This is a genomic window from Microbulbifer maximicatervae (SeqCode), assembly GCF_056231245.1.
The window spans coordinates 1,293,234-1,316,989 of the sequence record NZ_CP174334.1 but is presented as its reverse complement, the minus strand read 5'-3'; the positions used below and the strand labels follow the sequence as shown (position 1 = coordinate 1,316,989).

The 23,756-nt window shown below is 44.4% G+C and carries 24 protein-coding genes; 11 read left to right on the top strand and 13 right to left on the bottom strand.

What is annotated here, in order from left to right; genetic code table 11:
• Positions 1-42 precede the first annotated feature (42 nt).
• From ACJJIS_RS05755 to ACJJIS_RS05735, 5 genes are all read left to right on the top strand, one after another.
• Positions 43-789 (top strand): TPM domain-containing protein, encoded by a 747-nt coding sequence (locus tag ACJJIS_RS05755; RefSeq protein ID WP_475709674.1) that lies wholly within the window; start codon positions 43-45, stop codon positions 787-789.
• The gene (locus ACJJIS_RS05750; protein ID WP_444911226.1) at positions 789-1,400 is read left to right on the top strand and encodes a TPM domain-containing protein; all 612 of its coding nucleotides are present in this window, start codon (positions 789-791) and stop codon (positions 1,398-1,400) included. The genes ACJJIS_RS05755 and ACJJIS_RS05750 overlap by 1 nt, the downstream gene beginning before the upstream one ends.
• Before the next feature lie 152 nt (positions 1,401-1,552).
• A complete protein-coding gene (locus ACJJIS_RS05745; RefSeq protein WP_475709673.1) occupies positions 1,553-2,038 on the top strand; it encodes a hypothetical protein in 486 nt (161 codons plus the stop codon).
• A gap of 58 nt (positions 2,039-2,096) precedes the next feature.
• On the top strand, positions 2,097-3,881 hold the full coding sequence (locus ACJJIS_RS05740; RefSeq protein ID WP_475709672.1) for a hypothetical protein: 1,785 nt from the start codon (positions 2,097-2,099) through the stop codon (positions 3,879-3,881).
• A 57-nt stretch (positions 3,882-3,938) separates the two neighbouring features.
• Positions 3,939-5,207, top strand: coding sequence for a HupE/UreJ family protein (locus ACJJIS_RS05735; protein WP_475709671.1), 1,269 nt, complete (start codon positions 3,939-3,941; stop codon positions 5,205-5,207).
• A 171-nt stretch (positions 5,208-5,378) separates the two neighbouring features.
• Here the strand turns inward: ACJJIS_RS05735 and ACJJIS_RS05730 are convergent, their stop codons facing one another.
• Together ACJJIS_RS05730 and ACJJIS_RS05725 are read right to left on the bottom strand one after the other, a co-directional pair.
• Positions 5,379-5,780, bottom strand: a complete 402-nt coding sequence (locus tag ACJJIS_RS05730) for a GFA family protein (protein ID WP_444911230.1) — start codon at positions 5,778-5,780, stop codon at positions 5,379-5,381.
• A gap of 534 nt (positions 5,781-6,314) precedes the next feature.
• A complete protein-coding gene (locus tag ACJJIS_RS05725) occupies positions 6,315-7,163 on the bottom strand; it encodes a TolB-like translocation protein (protein ID WP_444911231.1) in 849 nt (282 codons plus the stop codon).
• Between the two features lie 915 nt (positions 7,164-8,078).
• Between ACJJIS_RS05725 and ACJJIS_RS05720 the strand changes: the two genes are divergently transcribed.
• The 3 genes from ACJJIS_RS05720 to ACJJIS_RS05710 are packed head-to-tail and all read left to right on the top strand — an operon-like array spanning position 8,079 to position 11,436.
• The gene (locus tag ACJJIS_RS05720) at positions 8,079-9,488 is read left to right on the top strand and encodes a S41 family peptidase (RefSeq protein ID WP_444911232.1); all 1,410 of its coding nucleotides are present in this window, start codon (positions 8,079-8,081) and stop codon (positions 9,486-9,488) included.
• A 9-nt stretch (positions 9,489-9,497) separates the two neighbouring features.
• On the top strand, positions 9,498-10,181 hold the full coding sequence (locus ACJJIS_RS05715; protein WP_444911233.1) for a response regulator transcription factor: 684 nt from the start codon (positions 9,498-9,500) through the stop codon (positions 10,179-10,181).
• A complete protein-coding gene (locus ACJJIS_RS05710) occupies positions 10,174-11,436 on the top strand; it encodes a sensor histidine kinase (RefSeq protein ID WP_444911234.1) in 1,263 nt (420 codons plus the stop codon). The genes ACJJIS_RS05715 and ACJJIS_RS05710 overlap by 8 nt, the downstream gene beginning before the upstream one ends.
• 414 nt (positions 11,437-11,850) lie before the next feature.
• Here ACJJIS_RS05710 and ACJJIS_RS05705 read toward each other — a convergent pair whose 3' ends face one another.
• The 4 genes from ACJJIS_RS05705 to ACJJIS_RS05690 all read right to left on the bottom strand — a co-directional run bounded on the left by ACJJIS_RS05705 (position 11,851) and on the right by ACJJIS_RS05690 (position 14,733).
• Entirely contained in the window at positions 11,851-12,111 is a 261-nt protein-coding gene (locus tag ACJJIS_RS05705) for an MOSC domain-containing protein (RefSeq protein WP_475708041.1), read from the bottom strand.
• Between the two features lie 100 nt (positions 12,112-12,211).
• Positions 12,212-12,784: an NAD(P)H-dependent oxidoreductase gene (locus ACJJIS_RS05700; RefSeq protein ID WP_444911235.1), complete on the bottom strand. Its 573-nt coding sequence runs from the start codon at positions 12,782-12,784 to the stop codon at positions 12,212-12,214.
• A gap of 36 nt (positions 12,785-12,820) precedes the next feature.
• Entirely contained in the window at positions 12,821-13,198 is a 378-nt protein-coding gene (locus tag ACJJIS_RS05695) for a MerR family transcriptional regulator (RefSeq protein ID WP_413662780.1), read from the bottom strand.
• Positions 13,199-13,650: 452 nt separating this feature from the next.
• Positions 13,651-14,733 (bottom strand): NAD(P)/FAD-dependent oxidoreductase, encoded by a 1,083-nt coding sequence (locus tag ACJJIS_RS05690; protein WP_475709670.1) that lies wholly within the window; start codon positions 14,731-14,733, stop codon positions 13,651-13,653.
• 208 nt (positions 14,734-14,941) lie between these two features.
• Here ACJJIS_RS05690 and ACJJIS_RS05685 point away from each other — a divergent pair, with 208 nt between their 5' ends.
• The 3 genes from ACJJIS_RS05685 to csrA all read left to right on the top strand — a co-directional run bounded on the left by ACJJIS_RS05685 (position 14,942) and on the right by csrA (position 16,882).
• Entirely contained in the window at positions 14,942-15,190 is a 249-nt protein-coding gene (locus tag ACJJIS_RS05685; RefSeq protein ID WP_444911237.1) for a hypothetical protein, read from the top strand.
• A gap of 12 nt (positions 15,191-15,202) precedes the next feature.
• On the top strand, positions 15,203-16,084 hold the full coding sequence (locus ACJJIS_RS05680) for a LysR family transcriptional regulator (RefSeq protein ID WP_444911238.1): 882 nt from the start codon (positions 15,203-15,205) through the stop codon (positions 16,082-16,084).
• Positions 16,085-16,717: 633 nt separating this feature from the next.
• Positions 16,718-16,882, top strand: a complete 165-nt coding sequence (gene csrA, locus ACJJIS_RS05675; RefSeq protein ID WP_413662783.1) for a carbon storage regulator CsrA — start codon at positions 16,718-16,720, stop codon at positions 16,880-16,882.
• A gap of 166 nt (positions 16,883-17,048) precedes the next feature.
• Here the strand turns inward: csrA and ACJJIS_RS05670 are convergent, their stop codons facing one another.
• From ACJJIS_RS05670 to prfB, 7 genes are all read right to left on the bottom strand, one after another.
• Positions 17,049-17,627 (bottom strand): dienelactone hydrolase family protein, encoded by a 579-nt coding sequence (locus ACJJIS_RS05670; RefSeq protein ID WP_413662784.1) that lies wholly within the window; start codon positions 17,625-17,627, stop codon positions 17,049-17,051.
• A gap of 57 nt (positions 17,628-17,684) precedes the next feature.
• Positions 17,685-18,155, bottom strand: coding sequence for a GNAT family N-acetyltransferase (locus ACJJIS_RS05665; protein WP_444911239.1), 471 nt, complete (start codon positions 18,153-18,155; stop codon positions 17,685-17,687).
• Positions 18,156-18,356: 201 nt separating this feature from the next.
• Positions 18,357-18,977, bottom strand: a complete 621-nt coding sequence (locus tag ACJJIS_RS05660; protein WP_444911240.1) for a TrmH family RNA methyltransferase — start codon at positions 18,975-18,977, stop codon at positions 18,357-18,359.
• 55 nt (positions 18,978-19,032) lie between these two features.
• A complete protein-coding gene (locus tag ACJJIS_RS05655) occupies positions 19,033-19,338 on the bottom strand; it encodes a hypothetical protein (protein ID WP_444911241.1) in 306 nt (101 codons plus the stop codon).
• A 671-nt stretch (positions 19,339-20,009) separates the two neighbouring features.
• Positions 20,010-20,900 carry a hypothetical protein gene (locus tag ACJJIS_RS05650; protein WP_475709669.1) on the bottom strand — a complete coding sequence of 297 codons (891 nt, stop codon included), beginning with the start codon at positions 20,898-20,900 and terminating at the stop codon, positions 20,010-20,012.
• 151 nt (positions 20,901-21,051) lie between these two features.
• On the bottom strand, positions 21,052-22,536 hold the full coding sequence (gene lysS / locus ACJJIS_RS05645; RefSeq protein ID WP_108733981.1) for a lysine--tRNA ligase: 1,485 nt from the start codon (positions 22,534-22,536) through the stop codon (positions 21,052-21,054).
• A gap of 72 nt (positions 22,537-22,608) precedes the next feature.
• A protein-coding gene (gene prfB, locus ACJJIS_RS05640; protein ID WP_444893198.1) for a peptide chain release factor 2 occupies positions 22,609-23,704 on the bottom strand; the annotation gives its coding sequence in 2 pieces (ribosomal slippage) (positions 22,609-23,631 and positions 23,633-23,704; 1,095 coding nt in all).
• Positions 23,705-23,756 lie beyond the last annotated feature (52 nt).

The following is a 23,756-nucleotide window of genomic DNA, read 5'->3' as shown; positions in this document are numbered from 1 at the left end:
AGGCTCCTCAACTTCCAATAGACAGGCGCCATCGACCCCAAAATGAACCGCCCCAGTCTTGCCATAACCACCCTGATCGCTCTGGTCTGTGCCTTAGCAGCCTGGGCCGATGTACAGTTTCCAGCGCTGTCCGGCCGGGTAGTAGATCAGGGAGAGTTGTTAAAGGCCGATGAGAGATACCAACTTACTGAGTTGATACAGCAGTATGAGCGCGACAGCGACAATCAGCTGGTTGTAGCCACCATCCCCGAGCTTCAGGGCATCACTATAGAGGAGTATGCCAACCAACTGGCACGCAAGTGGAAGCTAGGAAAAAAAGACAAAGACAATGGAGTGCTTTTCCTGATTGCGCCCAATGATAGAAAGGTCCGTATCGAAGTAGGCTACGGCCTGGAAGGAGCCCTAACCGATGCACTGGCGGCAAATATTATCCAAACCAAAGTACTGCCAGAGTTTCGCAATGGCGATTTTAGCGGCGGAATCAATGCAGGGGTTCGATCAATTATCGCCGCGACGAAAAATGAATATGTCGCTGAACCCGTAGAAACCAAAGAGAGGCGTCGAATTGCTGTACTGGTCGGCCTGTTCCTTCTGCTGGTCATGCTACACCTCTTCGGCAGTGCCGCACTGGGTTCACCTGCACAGAGCCGCATTTTTAAGCGGGGGCGCTACGGCGGCTACTATGGTGGAGGTGGATTTGGCGGAGGTCTATCCGGCGGCAGCTCTGGGGGCGGGTTTAGCGGGGGCGGCGGAGGTTTTGGCGGAGGGGGCGCATCGGGAGGATGGTAATGCTCACCAATACTTATCAACGCCAGGTAGCAGAGGCAATCAAGGAAGTAGAGTCCCGCACCGACGCTGAAGTCATGGCTGTGGTCGCTAAGGAAGCCGACAACTACCTTTATATCTCTACCCTATGGGCCGCATTCCTAACACTGTTAGTCTCCCCTCTGATCGAATTCCTGCCGTTCTGGATCAACCTCCAACAGGCGGTGACGCTTCAGTGGATTTTATTTATTGTCCTGGCAGTAATATTCCGCTGGCGCCCCATCACCATGCGCCTGGTACCAAAGAAAATAAAATTCTGGCGAGCTTCAAATTTAGCCCGCAGGCAATTTCTGGAGCAGGATTTACACGCAACCAAGGACCGACTCGGGCTACTGATATTTGTTTCAGAAGCCGAACACTATGTAGAAATACTGGCCGACAGAGGCATTGCTCAACACATCACCAATGACAACTGGCAGAGAGTAGTTGAAAATTTTGTGCAACAAATCAAGCGGGGAAAAGCTGGAGAGGCATTACTGGCATGTATTGAGCAATGCGGAGATCTACTTCACGAAGCGATACCCACCAGCACCATTAAAGATGAACTGCCGAATCATCTAGTCGTCATCAATTAAATCCCCGTATCCCCCCAAAACTGGCAACACCAACTTATTCAAGTTTCAAAACGAAACTCCACGCCATACCAACCTACCCTCATATTGTGACTTGAATCATCAACTAAGCTGCCTAAAGGCATAAAACCCATAAGTAAACTCTGTACAAGAAGATGATTCCGACTAAAACCCTATTGCAGCGTTTCAGTATTACTCTTCTGTTACTGGCATCCGGATTCAGTGATGCTCTCTGGTCTCAAGAACTACAAAAGAAAAATACGACTTCGGCAATCGGGGACGCTTACTTGCCCGGCGCTCGTATAGCCTCCCCTCGCCAAAAGCAAGCCACCACCTACTTCCTGCCAGCATTGAGTAACAGCGACAAATTAACTTTTCATGTCGAGCATTTGCTCAGCAACCACATTGGCGATCTCGACGCCCTCAGAATGGAATGGGCCATCAGTAACCGGCAAGTGAAATTTCCGACCTGGGACCCCAGCAGTACAAAGGCGGAGTCCGAAAAGTTACCAGCTGCCCCTACTGAGGTTGTATTCATACTTACCATTTATGGCGGAAAAGTAATTTATAAAAAGCTGATTGAGAAAATCTACGGGGAAGTCAATGCAGCCTTCGGTACTAATCTTGAAGCACCAGACTAAATTAACCCCCCTTCAAAAACGAATAATGTGCAACTGATCAACTCTGCTCAAGCAACACATGACTCCCAAAGCGAAATTTTATTTATCATTCGACAAAATACTTATCAGCCTGGCCCTGATACTATTCAACAGTACATTATCAACAACCAGCAAGGCTGATTTCATCAGTTTAAGTGGCGCAGAGACCGCCAACAATATTGCGGAGATTGATATACAAAAAAATATCCTAAACATTAGATTCGAGATATCAGCAAGCGATGCCAAACTATTTTGGCCAGGAATTGAAGATACACCAGACATTTATCGACTGGCCCAATCGGCAAAAACCCAGCAATCTTTCGATTTTCAAGTACTCTCTGGAAACAAGAGCATTAAGCCCAAAGTCATCTCAATTCGAGTAGCCCAGAGGAAACCTAGAATTTCCCCTTTTGCTGGGCAAACCGATCCCCGCACCGGCATAAAAATGCCGGATTTCCCAGCAGATAAAAAGATTCTTTTAACTCAGCTGAAATATCCTATCAGTGGACTTTCAGACCTGCAACTAAAACCACCCATCGGTAGTGACAAGCTGGCATCCGTGACAATTGGCTTTACCAGTCGCCACGGGCAAACACCTATCAGCGGCTTTCACTACCTATCCCAACCTGAGCCACTCATTATCGACTGGAAAGACCCATGGAATACACATTTTAAGAACACCGACATTAGTCGGCATAATCGCTACCCTCTAATGTCTTTCCTCTACGTAGAGCCCCGCCAGATACGCCATGAGATACTCGTGCGCACCAAGGACTTACTGGAGTGGACCAATCACCCTTTTGATGCCTGGCAACCATTAACACCAGAAAGTAAGGCCTTCCTGCACCACACAGTACGCAGCTATCTAAATAATAAAAATCCAACTTCTATTGATCAGTCGCCCTCACAGCCGAATAGCATTGAGACTGTTTTTCTCCGCGCAAATAATAGCGGGTACTCACAGATTTCAGAGAATGACACTATTGAAATGGGCTCAGTGATGATTGGCTACCGGGAAAAATTTTCCATCGATGCACTGCCCCAGAGTGTTACCGTAGACTGGAATATATTCACCGATACGATCAACTCCGTTCCCACCCTTATTCAGGACCCCACAGGCCCATTCCCCACCCATGTAATTCCCTCATTTCCTGATATTCAGTGGCACAACTACCTATACGATTACCGACCTCCAAATAGCGATCCACTCGTAATAGAAACCCCTAGTTTGGCGGTCCCTATGGCTATCCTATTTTCATTTCTTATTATTACGATAATTGTATTGACGCTATCCACCAAACACTCACTTTTAGGCCGCAAGGGTTCAACTATTATCTATACCGCCATAATAATCTCAGCTGGCGCTTTGTACCTCAATCTTCCAGAAGAATACCTGGTAAACCTCCCAGGAACCGCTAAAAAACGGGACTTGGGCCAAGTAACAGAACAGCTACTGTTAAAAGTTGCAGCCGCATTTAAAGAACCTCTACCGATCAATCTGGAATTAAAGCTAAAAAACCTGATTACCAAGGAAGGCTTCGAAAGTACCTATGCAAATCTGGCACAAATTTATCGCCCCCAAACAACGAGTGGTGGCTTGGGATCAATCAGTACTATTACAAATCTTAAAGTCGAGTACTCCAGCCAAATTAACCTGAATGGCAATAAAGGGTTCCGATTGATTACAAGTTGGCAGGCGGTAGTAGAGGACCGAAGCTGGGGACACTTTGAACAAAGACCGCAAGAAACCCGGGCCAATATCGCAATTATCCAGTCTGATAACCACTGGAAAATCGCTGGATTTACTCCCCTATCCGTGCGGTAAGAATAAAATAGAGAAATAGTTAGGGCCATGAAAAACAGCACATACAGGTTCCCCGCAATGCTTGTTCTATACCTCCTCATGTCCAGCATCAGCGGGCAAGCACAAGCGCATTTCCTTCTCAACCTCAATGTACGGATTTTCCATATAGAGCACACAGCCAGTGGTGCCAACCTATATATGAGAGTGCCTATGCCCTATTTACTGGCAGATAAAGCAGGAAAGGGGCGCGACCCCTATACAGGCAAACTCCCACAACCCGCCCCATATACCAAAAACTCCTTGGATCAAGGTGACCTGGTCCATTATGTGGATTTCCAGCAGCTGGAGCTAGCGCCTCTAGGACTCGGTAGTATTACAGAGAGCGCCACTTTTCTCCGCAATACTGACATGCAAATAAAAGGCGATGTAAAAGCCGTGCGCCTGTATCGGATAGGGAATGAACCGGATTTTGCAACGCTGGAGGAGGCACAGCAGGCATTTATGCAGCAATACTTTCCTGAAGATACCAATCAAAGGTTGTATGTGGGCGACACCTTGGTTGATATTCAGATTTACTACCCTCTGGAAGCTCCCCTTGGTGAATACCAACTATCCAGCTCTCTTAACCCCGGCCTCCCCAACCAGGAAGACACCGCAAACCTGGTGCTGGATTACAACCCAGGTAAGACCCAGGTATTTCGCTCACGCGGTCTTATGCAAAAGCCACTACTGATTACCCACTCCTCAATAGACGCTGTAAAGACTTTTCTGGCGGAGGGCATGGCCCATATCCTGAAGGGGTTGGACCACGTGTTGTTTGTACTCTGCCTAAGCCTCGGTGCACTCAGCCTACCCCTACTCTTGTGGCGCGCTACCGGCTTTACCATCGGTCACAGTATCACCCTCTCAGCCGGATTCTTTGGCTTTGTTCCCACAGTCAGCTGGTTTGTGCCTATGGTAGAAACCGGTATCGCCCTATCCATAATCTATATGGCCTGGATATCACTACACAGGGAAGACACTAAGATCACAGGCAGCGAAAGTACAATTTTTATCGGCACCTGCATGCTCGGCCTGCTCCATGGCCTGGGTTTTTCATTTTTATTACATGAAATACTCCAAGTTGATTCCCCAAATATCTGGCAAAGCCTCTTGGCCTTCAACCTGGGAATAGAAGCCGGGCAAGTACTCATAATTCTTGCCATATGGCCCCTTACCTATTTGGCCAGTCGATGGAAAAAGGAGTGGGAAATCCGGATACGTTATTCTGTTGCTGGACTCTGTAGCGCAATTGCTTTTATATGGACATTAGATAGAGGATATGAGCTTGTTTCGGCAATTTTCTGAACAGGAGAATGAGTTATCTCTCTGGCTATTACAGCCGAGATAATACACCTAAAAATGCCTTGTATTCTCAAGCTCCAGAAACAAAACTCACTCCAAAATTAACCTCCCTGCCACTACACACGTAATAATGAGTAAAAATATAAAGCGCAATAAACCAGGACGTTAAATAATTTAAGATTCAAACCCCTTGGGATGCTGCTTCCCGGCGTCACCTATTACTTCCCAAGAGGCCTTTGAGTCAACCCATAAATGATGAACCACTTTTAGATTCTCGTTACCATCCACCAAGCTTCCTGCAGGAATGTAAGTATTTAAAGAATCATTCTCTCCGGGCAGAGTCGAACCGCAAGTAGCACAAAAATTTGTATGCCAATCATGCCCGGGCTTAGACCAGTACTTAAGGTTCTCCTTACCTTTAACCCAACTAAACTTCTCGGTAGGCACAATAGCTACAGTAATAGCGCCACTCCCTGTGGAACGACGACAGATTGAACAGTGGCACATATATAAATCTGTGAGGGATTCTTGTATCTCATAAGCTATCTCTCCACAATTGCATTCACCTTTAGTCAAAAAGACACTCCTTTTTTAGTAATAGAAAGATACAAAGCCCACATATCTGAGACATCTATATCACCTTGTATAGATTTTAACCGATCATGGAGCCCCAAAAGAGCATCTATTCGCACTGAACAATCCCTCCAGCTAATTTTAACTCCGGTATTAGCTATCTGTTCTACAACAAATGTCTCAGACTGAACTTCCGCTCCAAATAGATAAAAGGTTATCAGAAAGAACAGGCTTTTGTGGTGCGCATATCTATTTGCACAAACCTTTATCTAACCTGATTTCTCTCAACATAGATTCAAGTTTTCGGTAGCAAGTGGCTAATAGAGGCTGAGTTGAGCAATATATAAAAGTGAGCGCCAGCACACTTAGTGTGGTGCTCACCTTCTCACTTGGTGAAAGGATTCTATACAACTTAACAAGTTGCTGCGGGATCAACCGGGGCTTCATGTATCGTGAAGACCGGAAATATCATTAAAGAATTTAAATTTAGCAACATGATGATAGATACAGAGAACTAGGCGTAGCTTAGTGTAAATTTTATTTAGGCCTAAGGGCCTCAATAAACTTCGCATCTACCCACATTATTTCAAAATTCGGTGGAGTACAACGCCGACAGTAGAAAAGGTATTTCCCATCGGGCGTTACATATCCACCACCATCTTCCCCCTCTGTATTGATCTTATCACCGAAGTTAATAGCCGCACCCCATGAGCCATCTTGTTGACGAAAACTGATGTACATATCGCTATCACCATATCCACCCTCTCTTTCACTATCCCAGATAATGTAGGACTCATCAGGGGCAATAAACGGATGAGCAGTCCACTTGCCTGTATTTATCTGCTCTCCAAAAGGTTTTGGCGCTTCACGCTTACCATCTAACAGACGCGAATAGCGAAGAATACCATCTCCATTTGAACCTACTTCATCAAATACAAACGTTCCTTTTGCAGAAGCCGTAAGGCGCATGATACGAAAGTCTTCAAATAGTGGCCCCATGGTTTTAGGTTCTGACCAACCATTGTCAGTGCGCTCTCTATATCGATTTCTAGAATACATTATTTGACCATCAGGTGAGATAGAGCCACCCCAGGCCACCTCCGATTCATACCAGCGATTACCCTCAAGCTTAAATACAACCTTCGAAGACTCGCCACTTTGGTGATATCTTCTTGTAACGTAGTACTCCTGCATATCAGGCGTGAAGTAGCCACCCCAATCCCGATACTCTTTCGAGGGATTAGGAGCGAATAACTTTGGAGTTAACCCAGGAGGTTTCTGTCCAAGATAGGGCCCCTCAAGAGCTGTCGGTGTATCCTGACTATAACTGTGAACACTCAAAATTAGGAGTGAGAGTAGAGCAATTGAAATACAAAGGTGCCTCATGACATATCCTTGCTTAAACATGAAGTAATAAGCAACCAATGTATCTATTCAGGCTTTATAAGACCTGACGTCCATATGAATTTTGTCTGATTCTTGTGAGAAGAGGTGTGATCCGCCGACTATTTGTATGAAATATACACAAAAGCGACTCTATAGCGAAGGTTCAGACCTCCCTCTTGCCCTCCATATATACTGACCTTGCGGCTCATTTAGTATTGCCAATCCACACTGAGCACTCAGTTACAGAGAGAGTTATCGGGACACGACGATCTTAAATTTATAGATACACCCTCAGATATCCACCTATTCGCTGTAAGTAAATCCACAAGTCTGTCCAAAAGAATAGATGATGATGGAAACTATGGAGTAACGAGCACTATTTTCTAATATCAATCGAATGATCAATTTTTATTCTGCGGGATTAAGATTGAGCGATACTATAGCCCCAATAGCTACTGCACTTTCTACCAGATAGACATAAACCTGGTAGAAAATACACTCAATTAGATACATTGCATGAAACACACTTTCTTAGATCTCTACCTATTGAAGTGAGAGCGCTTTCCTTGGTGGGAGGCTTGGTAAGTGATGTCTAGAGGTTGGATTGGGAGAAAGAACCCTGGGCGTTAGGTTCCTAGAACTAGACAAGCTATTGAATTTACAACATTTTATCAGCTCCGGTGTCAATACTCTATTTGCTGGGTTTCCAGAACTGCTCCTGGGGTTGTAACTTACCCAAATAACAGAGATGCAATGCCAAACAAACTACCTGCCTTTAGCTGACGCAAGTTGAACTGGGTGTTTAACTAGGCCTGTTGAGTTAATGGAATAGCTTCTAGCTTTGCTATTACGTAGCTTGACAGAATCTTCACAACCCCATTGTTAAGCTGCTCATTTCAAACTTGAGTTTTCGAAATGAAAAGGTTATATCAAATTTGTTTTTTTCTGGTAAGTTCAGTATTGGTTATTGCTTGTAACTCATCACATCTAGAGATTTTTCCTGAGTTAACAGACAGCTCTTTGTTGGAAAAAAAATTAACTGTTGCTGAAATGCGAGAAGATGTGGAGGCATTCTACTTGGGGGCTTTAGAAAGACATCCGGCACTAGATCATTATACCGATTTGCAGGAGCTGGAAGAAGCGGTGAGAGACTTACAGCTACAAATCTCTGATTCTATGAATCGACTCCATTTCTATCGAATTGTAGGGCAACTGGCGCACAAGTTTAATGATGGTCATTCTTTTCTGATATGGCCTTATCAGGAGTATGAAAAACTTATAGCCAGTGGCAAAAAGCCCTTTCCATTGGCTGTTACTTTAACTCCTGATGGTAGTATCGTAACAAAGAATACGTATATAAATGGTAGGCAATCAGTGCCGGCAGGGGCAAGAATTACAGGAATTAATGGTCAAAGTATTCAAACCTTGATGGATCATATGCAGAAGTTTGCAGGTGGGGAGTCTCGCTTTCTAAGAGAGCAAATTATTACTAAACGGTTTGGTGTAATGTTATGGGCTGTCTTTGGGTTTATTGACGATTTTGAATTGAAATGGCAGGAGCCTGTAAGCCGATCCAATCATACTACCCAGTTACTTTCCAAACAAAACTGGCACCTTCAAGATGAAATTATCAATGGCAGGCAGGACTTCTATTTTAAAGTCATATCAGATGACACTGCTTATCTTCATATAGGCAGCTTTGATGTAGGATTGGACTGGTTTAGCAAGTTTATCGATCAAGCTTTTACTGATATCAAAAATAGAAAAATTACATGCTTGATTATCGATTTGCGCGAAAACTTAGGGGGTAATACTGATAGCGCCACCTATTTATTAAGCTATATTGCCCACAAAGAGTTTCGTATGATTTCTTATATGACAGAAAAATTGAATCAACAAAATCGAGGGCTTTTTAACTATAAGGGAAAAGCTGGAGAATTGATTCAATACGACTGGGATGAATGGCACCGCCCCATAGATAATAATAACTTATTTGAAGGAGAAGTTTATATACTGATTAGCCCGGTTACTTATTCTGCTGCTATCGTATTTTCTAGTGCGGCTCAAGATCATCGATTTGCTACATTGATTGGTCAGAAAACGGAAGGCTACTCTAACCAAACTGCGCAAGGTAACTTGTTTAATTTGCCACATTCACAATTGAGGGCTTATATCACTACACGCAAGCTGGTAAGGCCCAATGGGGACAATAAAGTTAGCGGTGTAATACCAGATATCCCAGTAACTCCGAATGCAGAAGCTATCGCTGCCGGATATGACTTGGCCATCAACAAAGTGTTATCTTTACGAAATAGTGCTGACTAAGAGGTAATCATGAGCCTGACAGCTTTATTAATTGAAGACAATACAGACATCGCTTGCCAGGTGTGCGACTTTTTAGAGCAACAACTGTTCCAGGTAGACTATGCCAGTAGTGGCAAGATGGGGTATAGCCTGTTTCAACAACATCAATATGATGTAGTATTGCTGGACTTAATGTTGCCTGATATTGATGGTATTAAGTTATGCCGACAGATCAAAACTAATTATGAAGTGAATACCCCGGTGTTGATGCTCACCGCTAGAGATAGTATTTATGACAAAGGGATTGGTTTTGAAGCTGGTGCTGATGATTATCTAACCAAGCCATTTTCATTGGAAGAGGTGGCTATGCGGTGTAAGGCCTTATATCGTCGACATAACCTTTATCGATCTCAAATCCTTAATATTGGAGAATTGTGTATTGATATACGCCAGCATAAAGCTACCCGCCGAGGGCAGACTCTAAAGCTCAGTCGTACAGACTTCAAACTACTATTGTTACTCGCCAAGGCGTTCCCTCAAGCTATGACCCGCTCTGAACTATTAAGTAAAATTTGGGGAGATAATTTTCCTGATAGTGATGTATTACGATCACATATCTATATATTGAGAAGTATATTGGATAAGCCTTTTTCATATAACATGCTAAAAAATATTCATGGGGTTGGATATAAATTAGATGTGCCATATGAATAACCCAGCTCAGTGGCCAAAGAAAGGCATACAGCAGCGCACCTTGTATTTAATTGCAATTTACTCAATTTTTTTGGGTTTGCTTTATAGTCTTGTAATAGTGGCTTATGCTTGGGTAGTAGAAGATAATATTTTTAATAGATTAGTCAATAATGAGGCCATATATCTCAAGGAAGTCTATAAATCATCGGGAGAAATTACAACTCCAAGATTGCAGTTTATTCAGTTGTATGGAAGTAGAAGTGCTTTGCCAGGTAATATTCCTGTTTTGCTAGAGCAAGATCCAGAAAGAGTTGAATTTGTATTAGATCGAGGCCCAACTCTCCATATCAAACCAGTAATTCTGGGGGAGCTGGAAATGGTATTAGTTGCAGACATTTCCGCTTACGAAGTTAGTACTGATTTTCTACCAGAAGTAACGATATGGCTATCATTGATGCTTGTGTTACTCGTAGTTTTAGGTTTATTGCTGGCCTTCTGGGTATCAAGTTATACTTTAAAGCCTCTACAATCTCTTGCTTATGCAATCTCAAGAAGTAAGCAGCAGCCCATTTCGCCGGGCTTCGCCAGAGCTTACCCTAAAGATGAAATAGGTTATTTGGCAAAGACTTTTGAAGATACCTTATTGTATAAACAAGTCATCTTAAAGCGTGAGTCCGACTTTACTCGGGACATTAGTCATGAACTCAGAACTCCATTGAGTGTATTACGTAATATTATTAGCAAAGTAGCTGGTACTGGCAGAATATCTTTAATGGAGATTGAGAGACTACAAAAATCTTCATCAGAGATGCAAAGAACTATATCAACTCTGCTGGCTCTGGCAAGGCAGGAGTCACTGGAACGCCAGGAGGTAAGCTTATTGTTTGTACTTGAAAAATCGATATTAAATCATGTACAAGCAAGCCCTGATAGCCTTTTAACTTTTGAACTTCAGGTTTCTGCTGAAGAAAAGGTGCGAGCTAATGAAAATTTGTTGCTGCACCTTTTTACTAACCTCATAGAAAATGCAGATCATTACGCCAGCGACCATAAATTGAGCATTAAATTTTCACAAGGAAATTTACATTTTTCGAATAATATTGATGAGATTCAGCAGAAGTTGATAAAAGATCCTTTTACTGAAAGTGCAAAAAACAAACATAGTTCCGGCTTGGGGCAAGGGCTGTACTTAGTAAAGCGTATTTGTGAAATGTGTTCTTGGCAAGCACGGTATCAATGCGCTCAAAGCAGATTTGAAATAATTATCAAAACTTAAAGGCGTTAACTATTAATGGCCACTCCACTCTCTCAAGTTGGATGCCCCAAGGTAGCAGTGACTCATAACCCTCAACGGATTGACAGTGAGGAATCTGCTCAAGCAACTTGACGTAATACATTTAGGGGGCAAGGCCGTGCATCTTGGCAGTGCAAATCAATCTGAAGTGCAGGCATAATGCTTTAGCGCCATTGACCAAAGATACAAACAGGAAGGTCTTACGAGCCATCACAAAACTGCTTATCTAATCAATCCTCTTCAGGCGTCTTTCCACTTTTTCTCGCCACTCTTGGGAGAGGGGCCGCAATTGATGGACGGCCTCAAGTACTTGTTTGCTAAAAGCATACTCCTTATCAAATAAGGCTCTAAACATGGCATTTACACTGACAGAACCAGGTGCCTCAGCAACTTTACTTAGTTTTTTTCTTGTCCTATATAACCTTCCTCAAGCACCCTAAAATACACACCAGTGTTGAAGTAATCTTTAAATAATTTAACGGTATTATCATTATCTAAAGCCATATTGAGTTTAAAACATGGAATTCTTGGCTGACTTACCTCGAGGAGACAATCGCCTATGCTAAGTTGGTCGCCGATAAAGACTTCATCTTCGATAAGCCCAGAGACTGTCAAATTTTCCCCGAAAGTTCCATAGGGTAAATGGCTTTTATACAGGATTTGTTGCCAATAATCATAACTATTGAAGTTAAGGTATCGTCAAGTGTATTGGTTGTCGTTAGGAAGTCATAACTAACATAGATTGATTTGTTCTAGGCTAAATACAGCTAGCACCAAGTGCTTTAACAGTTTTCAACCAGGAGTCCTGTTGTTTCTTATCAGACATAATCATTGAACCAAATAAACTAACCTCTGCTTTCGAGAAGCCGCAGTATTGAAGAGTAAATCGATCAAGCTGCTCTAATACTGGCTTTGCTTGTTCTTCTAAATATTCTGTAGGGGCATCCATTGTCAAAATTATTCTTGATGTTTTGCCTTTAAGAAGTTGTATCGGTTCTGCACTACCACTCTCAAATTTAAAGGTAATTCCGGGAAGAAAAGATCGATCAATCAAGCCTTTAAGCTTTCCTGGCAATCCGCCCCACCAAATAGGCGACACCACAACAATATGCTGTGCCCATTTAAGAGCCTCTTGAAATTCAGATAGACAATCCTCCAATACTTGATAGTCATCGTACCCAAACTCTAAATTCGAATTGAAGTCCATTTCCGACAGGTTATATCGTCGAACATTAGTCTGTCTCTTTGCTTCAGACTCATAGACATCGCTCAACTGCTTAACAAAACTGTTCTTCTTTGGATTGCCATTTATAAGTAGGATATTTTTCATCTCGTCATACTATTGCTTAAAGACATGATGAAAAGTCTACCGTCTCCCCTTAAGGGGAGGGTCAAGGCTTTTATGACAGGAATCTATAGACGCAATACATTGATCAACCTTTTCAGCTTTATTAGAAAGTGATTCCAATTCAGCCTCAATTTTTCTTTTTACTTTCTTCAGAAAGACACTGATTCGAGCCCAATCAACCTCTCCATTATGGTATCGAATAACATCCTTCAACTCAGCCAAAGTCACCCCAAGTACTTTGGCTTCTGAGATCAAAGTAAGAATTTCAACATCTTCTGCTGTATAGACTCTATATCTGCCCTGCCTTTTAGGAACGGCAATGAGGCCTTTTTCCTCATAAAATCTTATCGCTTTTACAGTGAGATTCGTCCTTCTTGACACCTCTCCTATAAACATACAGACCTCCTACCTATGCTCAATTTCCCATTCAGATTACAGCCTATGAAAAATATTCATCACACGAAAGGAGCCGTCCATAAGTTTGGACCTTCACCAGCCCTTACGGGTGCCCCGTAGAACCCCATAAGAGCGGGAACTCACTTCTTACATTTTCATGCTTTCGGCATAAACATTACGTTGAAGAAAGTAAATACGCAATACCGCAAATTAAGAAGAAAAGGCCACCTGGTTTCCTGTAATCAATTCAGAGGGGGGAACCTACCTACGCAAATAAACTACTACTAATGGCAGTAACACCTCTATGCCGCCTCATACGCATCTGGCAAGTATGGCTAGTATCTGGACTACCTCTTACTTAATTTTCAATGGCCAGTGAGAATGTCTACTCAAAGGAACCTTAAAGACTAGTAGATTTTCATCAGAGATACTCTACTGCATACCAAAAAGCTCTAGCTAAGTAAGTCTGGAGTTGTACCGCTCGCTTTAAGCATATGGCCTATCCCCATGTCTTTTTGTTTTAAGTTAACGAATAGCTTTGAGGTAAATACACCAAAGGGCATTTGAGCTACACCAGTCTCTGTACCGGTCGGTGTAACAATGGCATAACTAGGTGTTTTATAAGGCTTAACCTTTTTACCTTTGGCTTGATTAATGATAACGCTCGCTAAGATGCCTCCTTGAACGTTTGCTATATAGCCGTGCTTATTTTCATCCAGAGTAGAGCAATCACCTATCGCATAAAGGTTAGAATAACCCCTAACTCGCATATATTCGTCCACTTTAATTAATCCCATCTTATCTAACACACCGGGTAATTCTGTTTTCAGAAACTCGGTATTTGGCGACATACCTACACATTCATAAACCAAGTCTGCCTTGAAAGTTTCTTGAGTATTCATAGAACGGTAAATTGCACCTTCCTTAACTAGCCGGGTATTGAGATGTACGCTAACACCCTTAGCCGCAAGCTGTTCTAGCGCCTTGTTCTGAGTTTTAGGCTTAAGATGGCCAAGTAGTACATCTTTAGAATGGACTAACGTCACGGTTTTATTGGGATAAGCGCTGCTAATTTCCCCGGCCAGCTCCACGCCAACCGTACCGCCTCCTACAATCAAAACTGACTGAGATTTCGACAGTATTTTTTGCTCATTCCGCATTTCTTGCTCACGCTCGGAAATTGTATAAGCTGATGTAGATTTAGCTATCGGCAAGGTTGGGTAGCGGCTGTCTGTCGCGATAACTGCCCGCTTAAAGTAAATCTCTAATCCATTCGATGACTTTGCTATCCGGTCATCCATGGAAACCACATCTGCTTGAACAAAATCACTCTGAATAAAGTCACGATAATACTTACGTGGATTAGCAGTCAGTAAGCTAGGAGCTATCGCATTACGCAATGTGGCAAAGGTCACTTCAAAATGGTCCTTTCGATCAACCAACACCACCTGCATACCCTGCTTAGCTAACTTTTGGGCCACAGAAACACCAGCAAAGCCTCCGCCAACGATTAACACGTCTGTCCGTTTGATCATAACTCGCCTCAATATCGTCCAAATGTTCGGATAAAGCGCGACCGTTCGCAATGCCTCACGAACAGGTCACTTCTTGATAGGGAGATAAGGATAAAGTTAGACTTAAGCTAATGATATTAACTATAATCTAACCTCTTGTTAGCTTTTGACTAACATGTTGGTTTAGCTGATATCGGGTGATGATACCGCGCAGGTATGTAGTAAAAAGGTGTATGCAGACTCCCAGCTTCTGCTGGCAGAAGAAAAACAAATAGCTGGTTTACGTTACTCATTCAAAATGATCAGCGGTGTTGATGCTGTCCAGTTTGCAAGCACTGGCAAATGGTATCAAGTGCAGATTACTCATGTTGTCAGCACAACAGAAAAGATGCTTCACAAAAGAAAGCCAGTTAATGGCTATTTTCAGTTTAAGATCCTCAAATATGCTGCATCAGAAACTTACCTATATTTTCTCTAAGCTCACGCCACTATGACTTTGGAACAATTACGATATTTTAAGGCGATAGTTGAAGGTGGCTCGCTAAAAGCTGCTGCCCAAACACTTCACCGAACACAGCCCACTATAAGCGCCGCCATCAAGAAATTAGAGGCGGACCTCAATCTACAGTTGTTTGATCGGGACCAATACAGGAGCACACTCACAGCTGACGGCAAAGCCCTGTATGAACAATCCAAACATGTACTAGCTGAAGCCCACTCGTTTGAGAGCTTAGCTAAACAGCTAGTCGCAGGAGAAGAACTGGAAGTAGGTATTGCGTTTACTTCCGCCATACCAGTCGGCCCAATACTCAGCGCAATCCGTCAGTGCAAAATTGAGTACCCAAAAACACGCTTGGAGGTCTATTCCGAAAATGGCCTTGGGCCACTGGACTTATTGAAGGGAGGCCAGGTTTCCATAGCTATTATTCCGTGGACTGAAACTTACGACCAGCTTGAATCCATTCATCTAATGAATATGAAATTCATTTCTGTGATCGCTGGCGACTCTCCCCTACTTACCCAATACGAGGAAGTCCCAAGGCAGATTATGCTACGCCATCCCCAGGTGATCATCAGTGGTAGGAAGTCATCCACTAAAACCTACGGGGTGCTTGAAGGGGGCGATCAATGGAGAGTCAACGATTTTCCAACTAAAAAAGAAATTATTCTTCAAGGTATGGGTTGGGGTACGCTACCAGAACATATGATAGAAGCGGAGCTTGAACAGGGCTTATTATCTCCCATTGCAGTGGAAGGGATCCCAAAACCGCAAGAACTGGAAGTACGCGTGGCAAGACAAGCTTCTAATCCAATGGGCCCCGTAGCAAGTTACCTTTGGCAATTATTCCTAAAGCTTCAGGGTTTTCATTAAAAAACACTTACGATATTTCGACCAAAATTTTTCAGATTCTTTATGTTTAATATATAGATTCTAAGAATTTGAAGCTGACCTACCAGGTGCTTGTATTTTACGAGAGAAACTCTTTGGTTGAGCTTCATCACACTAGCGCATAGGTAAATAAAAGGCGCTTAAATTATCCTATTAGAAACAATTAAGTTTGTTTCCATATCAAAGATGCGTAAAATCGATAGATCTCTATTAATATTTTGTTATTTTTGGTTGGGCTTGATTCGGCTCTCACCTAAATAGAAGTACCAGAACTTCCTAAACGATCTATTTCTTCAAGAGGAGAACGGTAGCGAGATATAAGAATAAGTAAAAGGCGCTGACCCAAGGTGCTACCAACACCCGGGGCCAGCTAACCAAATTGATACCATAATTATCAAAATGGCTATATGCATCATACGCTAGATACCCGCTCGTCTTCAATAAAGTGGTGTACATTCAGCAGCTTGAGGCGTGTCCCCAAGCCCTGGGAGCGTTGCGCTCGCCTTTTCTTCTTCTATGCTTATCGCTCTCGTGCTCCCCCTCTTCTAGCCGCTTCTTTCAATACTCACCCAAGAGAACGCCCTTTCTTGTAGCTTGTATCAATAGGAAACGAATATGTTGATGTTGAAACGCCGAATAGGTGAAAGCCTACGAATCGGCACCAAAGTTTCGGTTAAGGTATTAGAGGTTAAAGGCAATCAAGTGAAGATGGGGATACATGCCCCCAGATCCGTACCTGTTCATCGAGAAGAAATATATAGGCGCATCCAAAAGGAATAGATGGTGAAGTGTCGAAGCCGTTGAGAAGCAAATGTTCGGTCTTCCCAGCGGCTTTCCAGTTAGTCTATGACCTTTAGAAAGGCCTCGGTTAGCTAAATACTTGCACAAACTAACCAACAACAACTGTCTCTATGTGATATTTTTCAAACTCCAATACGAACTGCACTCAACTGAAACCTTTACAGATGGGGTCATTGAAGGGCGTATTACATACTATCTGCTTGTATTTAGCATAAGATTCTGCATTATAATTTCTGGAATGGGGATTCATAAAGCCATGAAGGTAAGTGGAATGATGAACCTCCACTTGCTCTTTCTGCTTCAACGTCTGCATGACCTCTGATACAGAAAAGTGAGGCTCCATCGCCGGGAATATCAAGCGCGTAGGAAATATAGGATCAATTTTGACGTAATGGCGAACTTGTGAACTATAAAATAAAATTGCCCCTGAAACATTACTCAAAGCTTGATGATCAGATAATCTCCATATGGCCGATGCACCAATACTAAAACCTACTAAACTCACATGACCAAATGATGCGCTGATTCGTTCTGATAATTTTTCAACGTATTTATCGAGCCCAACCTTTGATGTAAAGTGTGAATACGCCTCAACTTCACAATCGAAATTCATCAATTCTGAATTATACGGATCAACTATCTCTACACTACCAGGAAGATCAGCTGCAAATCGCTCTAACGCTTTTGTACGACCAAAAATATCTGAAACCAAAATCCAAGCCATAGTTTATTTTTTCATATAACAAGAAAGAAACGATACACCGACCAGTTATAGTTTAATCTATACATATTTATCGAGTTCGATACAGTATGTCGTAAAACATCGACCCAACAGCTCAGTTTTATGTACTGTTTTGGATATTCTTTTCAAAGCTCTGTATTCTGGCCTACTGTCAAGCAAATGACACACCATTTCCTTATGCCCTAACTCCTTAGCCCAACCGATCATTGTTTTGAATACCGAGAGTCCAGAACCCCAAAACTGTTGAGATATGACAACGGCCATCTCAAAGCCGCTATCGTCAGGTTGAATACCACACCACCCAGCTAATACTCCACCGATGTAAATTAGTCGAACACGGCACCCAGGCAGGGAGTCTACTTCTAACTTAGACTTGATCCACCCATTAAGGCTTTGGTCATCAAAATATTCATGTTTAATTAAGTGCTCCCTAAGTGAATCCTCATTGAGTACAGCTAACAGCTCACCTCGATTCGCTTGGGTTAGTTCCTTAAACTCTATTCTGCTCATATTAAAGTAACTTTGACCTTATCGTTTTGGGGTGCTTTTAAGGACGAAATAATTTTTGCTTGTTTTATAAGTTACCCAAGAGTAATTGCGACCGAAAGGTAGGTGCCTATTCAATAAGGAAAGTTTCTTAACCCATTTGAGGAAAAGAATGCAGCCACCGTGTAAAAAACACACAAATAGGACATCAACTTCATCGTTCTATTAGTCGCTACGGTTTGCTCTCTTGTACTTTTCCTGGTATTCACGGCGCTGCTTAGTAACTTCATACAATACAATTCCAGAAGTTGTTCCGAGGTTCAAGCTTTCAATCATTCCAAACATTGGAATGGATACGCAGAAAGCGCTATTTTCGACTGCTAGATCACTTATACCTCTAGATTCGTTACCAAACCAAACAGCCAGTTTTGGCTGAGTGTAATCAGCCTCATGCAATATAAAGTTGTTTTTTCCTTTTACATGGGGAGAGGTGACAATCGAGATAAATCCGTTGTTCACCAAATGATCCAGGCATTCTTTGGTACTATCAAAACGCTTTACGAAACTCCATTTGATCGCAGAGACAGACGGTTTTGAGAGTGATTTCCTTTCTCTCATTTCCTGCCAGTCATCGGGTATTAGGTTGCGTGGATCAATAATATACGTTTTTTCAACACCCAATGCATTGACGTTTCTAATGACTGCTCCAATGTTCTTCATATCCATTGGACACTCGAGAACAGCTATCAGATTTTTACAACGATAAGGCTTAATTTCATCGGCTCTTTTTCGAGCATCACTTTTATCAATTTTCATATTCTCGAAGATCTCAGGAAATTTATTCACTCCTAACGTCCAAATATGGGTCATTATTCAGGAGCAAAGCCTAAACTTGTTACATTTACTTTACACCACTACCCATGGGCTTTATAGGTTGTGGCATATGAATTGGTTTTTTGTATTGAGAAATTACACTTTTAAGGTTTTTATTTTCTTTTGTGAGAGTCTTGATCGCTTCGTTATATACTTTATCAGCCTCTTCCCTTTCGGCAATAAGCCTTTGCAACTCTTTATCTTTACTATCAATCGATGCTTGGAGGATTCCAATTTTTTCGGAGAGGACATGATTACGTCGGATGAGGAACCAGCAAAGTGGAGCCAGTCCGCCAGCTATCAATGTAATGATGTAGACTGCAGGATTTTCCATAGTGACTCACGTTTAATGAATGTAGTGCCTAACTTTAAAGCAGTAGAAAAGCCATTCCGCCCCATAGGATCGATAACAGCCACTAGCTGTATAATTCATGGAATATTGCCCAGGTCGTAAGCGCTATACCGCACAAAAGAGCTACTATTGTTAAAAACAGGAATGTAAAAACTCCAAATTTAAATGAACAGATTATGCTACTGAGCATAAGAGAAGCTCGACTTCTAGATTCTTCCGACAACTCTCCACGCCTAGCTTGGTTACTCCAACAGGTCATATACATTGGATAAATCAGCCCTACGACCATACCTATAATTGTCAAAGAGTAATATTTCTCTAAAAATATTGGCCAACCCACCTAATCATCCATTCATGCAGCATTTATATAGTAGTCACCCTAACCACTATTATCTTGACTACTATTTCAAATGTAAATCAACTGCTCACATTTACCTTTCACTATCATTTCAATTAGATGTACATAAATGAGACCATCGAACCAAATAAAAAAGTATGATCAATATAACCACTATCAAATGTTGCAGATAGATAACCAACTCTTTGATTTTAAGATTATTACTCTAAAAATCTTAGCCTCTTCATAAATAACGGTCACTAAGAAGATCATTGAGCGACCCCACACGCTTTAATCAAAAATAGAACTCGCTCAACTACCACCGCCAAGTCGCCGCTATATACGGCCCATGTTGAGTAATATCATAAGCAAAACGCCCATCAGAGAGTCGATCGGAATAATCAATACTGTAATACTGATACCCAAAACGCAGCGAGGTTGTCTTCCAGGCGCGCCAGTCGAATCCGGCTAGTAGATTCCACTGTAAGTCATCACCCCCAGCGCCAAAGCCTCCCAATTCCGTGCGTACAGCAATGGTTAGGCATTCAGTAATTCCGATTGCACCTCGCGCAGATAGTGTAGGTTCCCACCAACTCTGTTTGCCTCCGAGGCGATTCCTGAACTCGGGTCTGGGGCCTATATTAATTCCCGCTCGTGCTTTCACTTCCTGCTTTAATCGGTTCCAGCGCAAACCCGCTCCCACATCAACGAAGTACTTTCGCCCACTATTAGCCAGGTTCCCTTCCAAAATCCGGTAACCGGCTAGGGCATTTATCCAGCCCTGGCGAGCATCCACTTCCACATCAATATCTACATCGATATCCAGCTGTGGGTTTCGCGGCGGGGTGATGGTTGCTCCCTTGTCCAGTCTGAGGTGCACATAGTAGAGATCCGCCACTACCCCAAAGCGCCCTTTCCAGGCTTCCAGACGTACAGAAAATGCAGCGTTGAGGAGCTCCAGGGTTTTGCTTAAATCCAGATCAATATCGACACTGGTGTCAGCGACAGTAGAAGTCCCTTTAGTGCGAAGCGGGAGAAAAAGATAGGGAGTGGCAAGGAAGCGCCAGTCATCGGGCTCTTTGGAAGTTAGTCTGACAGCTGGTGCAGGTTCCGAACTTTGCGCAGCGGCGGCACAGGAGATAAAGCTACAGAGCGCCAGCGCCAATAATTGCTTTGCGCTTTTCACTTTCCCCTGTCCCTGTTTCATAGCAGCAACCGCTCCAAATCATTCGAGGCTCGATAGAGCACCAATGAATAAGGATAGATAGAGCTGAGGGAAGTTTCAGAGTGAGGAAATATGCGGCATAGGGGGAGGAAATACTGCCGGGCAGGTAAAACTACCCGGCAGTGAGAAGCGATTAGTCGTTCGCTTCAGGGCGCATATGCGGGAACAGCAGTACGTCGCGAATCGACGGAGAGTTGGTAAACAGCATTACCAGACGGTCGATACCGATGCCCTCACCAGCCGTGGGCGGCAGGCCGTATTCCAGCGCGCGGATATAGTCGGCGTCGTAGTGCATGGCTTCGTCGTCACCGGCATCTTTCTCCGCAACCTGGGCTTTGAAGCGCTCGGCCTGATCTTCCGCGTCGTTCAACTCGGAGAAACCATTGGCTATCTCGCGGCCGCCTACGAAGAATTCAAAGCGGTCGGTGACAAACGGATTGTCATCGTTACGGCGAGCCAACGGAGACACTTCGGTTGGGTACTCAGTGATAAAGGTCGGCTGGTCGAGACGGTGCTCTACAGTCTTCTCGAAGATCTCGATCTGTACCTTACCCAGGCCCCAGCTGTCTTTCAGCGGGATTTCCAGCTTCTCAGCTACCGCGCGGGCGGATTCGATATTGTCGATATCGGCCGCCGTGAGTTCCGGGTTGTAGTGCAGGATGGAGTCGAACACAGACAAACGCGCGAACGGCTTGGAGAAGTCGTAGCTGCTGTCCTGGTATTCCACAGTGGTAGAGCCCAGTACATCTTCACAGATACCGCGCAGCATCTTCTCGGTGAGATCCATCAGGTCGTTGTAGTCCGCGTACGCCTGGTAAAACTCAAGCATGGTGAATTCGGGATTGTGGCGCGTGGACAGACCTTCGTTGCGGAAGTTGCGGTTGATCTCGTAAACCCGCTCAAAACCACCCACGACCAGACGCTTCAGGTACAGCTCCGGGGCAATACGCAGGTACATATCGATATCCAGCGCATTGTGGTGGGTAACGAACGGACGCGCGCTGGCACCGCCGGGAATAACTTGCAGCATGGGCGTTTCCACTTCCATAAACTGCTGGGCGTTGAGGAAATCGCGGATGTACTCGATCACTTTGGAGCGCACGCGAAACACTTCGCGGGCTTCCGGCGTGGCGATCAGGTCCACGTAGCGCTGGCGATAACGCATTTCCTGATCGGCGATGCCGTGGAATTTTTCCGGCAGCGGGCGCAGTGCTTTGGTCAGCAGGCTGTACTCTTCACAGTTGACGTAGAGGTCGCCCTTGCCGGATTTGTGCAGTGTGCCTTTTACGCCGACGATATCGCCGATATCCCAGGCACCGAAGCGCTCTTTAATATCTTTCTGTGCCGCTTTATCGGCGTAGAGCTGGATGCGGTCAGACACATCCTGGATCACCATAAAGGGTCCGCGTTTAGCCAGGATTCGCCCTGCTACGCACGCCCGTTTACCCAGTTCTTCCAGCTCCTCTTTCTGTTTATCGCCGAACTCAGCTTGCAGGTCGGCAGCGAGGTTCTCGCGGCGAAAACTGTTGGGGAAAGCATTGCCCTTCTCGCGCAGAGCGGAAAGCTTGGTGCGGCGCTCGGCGATCAGTTTGTTTTCGTCTTGCTGGATATCAGTCATGGTGATCTATCAGTTTTGTGATTGATATTGCCCCTCATCGACGAGGGGCGCGGTGAGAGTGGAGACTTTAAATCAGAGGCCGGCTTTTAGGCTGGCTTCGATAAATTGGTCCAGGTCTCCGTCCAGTACTGCCTGGCAGTTGCTGGTCTGGACATTGGTGCGCAGGTCCTTGATACGCTGGTCGTCCAACACGTAAGAGCGGATCTGGCTGCCCCAACCGATGTCGGCCTTGCTGTCTTCCATGGCCTGCTTCTCTGCGTTGCGCTTGAGCATTTCCTGCTCGTACATTTTTGCGCGCAGCATTTTCCAGGCTTTGTCGCGGTTCTGGTGCTGGGAGCGCTCGCTCTGGCACTGTACGACGATACCGGATTCTGTGTGGGTCAAACGCACCGCAGAATCGGTTTTGTTCACGTGCTGACCACCGGCGCCGGAGGCGCGGTAGGTGTCTTCACGCACCTGCGATTTGTCGATTTCAATCTCGATATTGTCATCGATCTCCGGTGACACAAATACCGAGCTGAAAGAAGTGTGACGGCGGTTGCCGGAATCAAATGGCGATTTGCGCACCAGGCGGTGTACGCCGGTTTCCGTGCGCAGCCAGCCGAAGGCGTGGTCGCCGGCGAAATGCACAGTGGCACTCTTGATACCGGCAACTTCCCCTGCGGAGACCTCTTCCAGGGTGGTCTTAAAGCCGTGGGCTTCACCCCAGCGCAGGTACATGCGCAGGATCATTTCCGCCCAATCCTGGGCCTCGGTACCACCGGAGCCGGCCTGGATATCCAGGTAGGCATTGTTCTCGTCGTTCTCGCCGGAGAACATACGGCGGAATTCCAGAATCCCCAGCTGCTGCTGGAGACCTTCGATCTCAGTGGAGACCTCCCCTACGGAGTCCTCATCATTTTCCTCGACTGCCATTTCCAGCAGCTCGCGGCAATCGGCGATGCCGGAGTCGAGGTTTTCGATGGTATTAACCACCGTTTCCAGGGAAGAGCGCTCGCGCCCCAGTTCCTGTGCGCGGTTGGGGTCGTCCCAAACACTCGGCTCAGCCAGCTCCAGCTCTACTTCGGTAAGGCGTTCTTTCTTGCTGGCGTAGTCAAAGATACCCCCTAAGAACGTCGGTGCGCTCTTCGAGGTCTTTTAATTGATTGATGAGGGGATTGATTTCCATGAACTTTCGGTGTCCGGACAAAATAAAAAGCGGCGCGCATTCTACCGCAGCG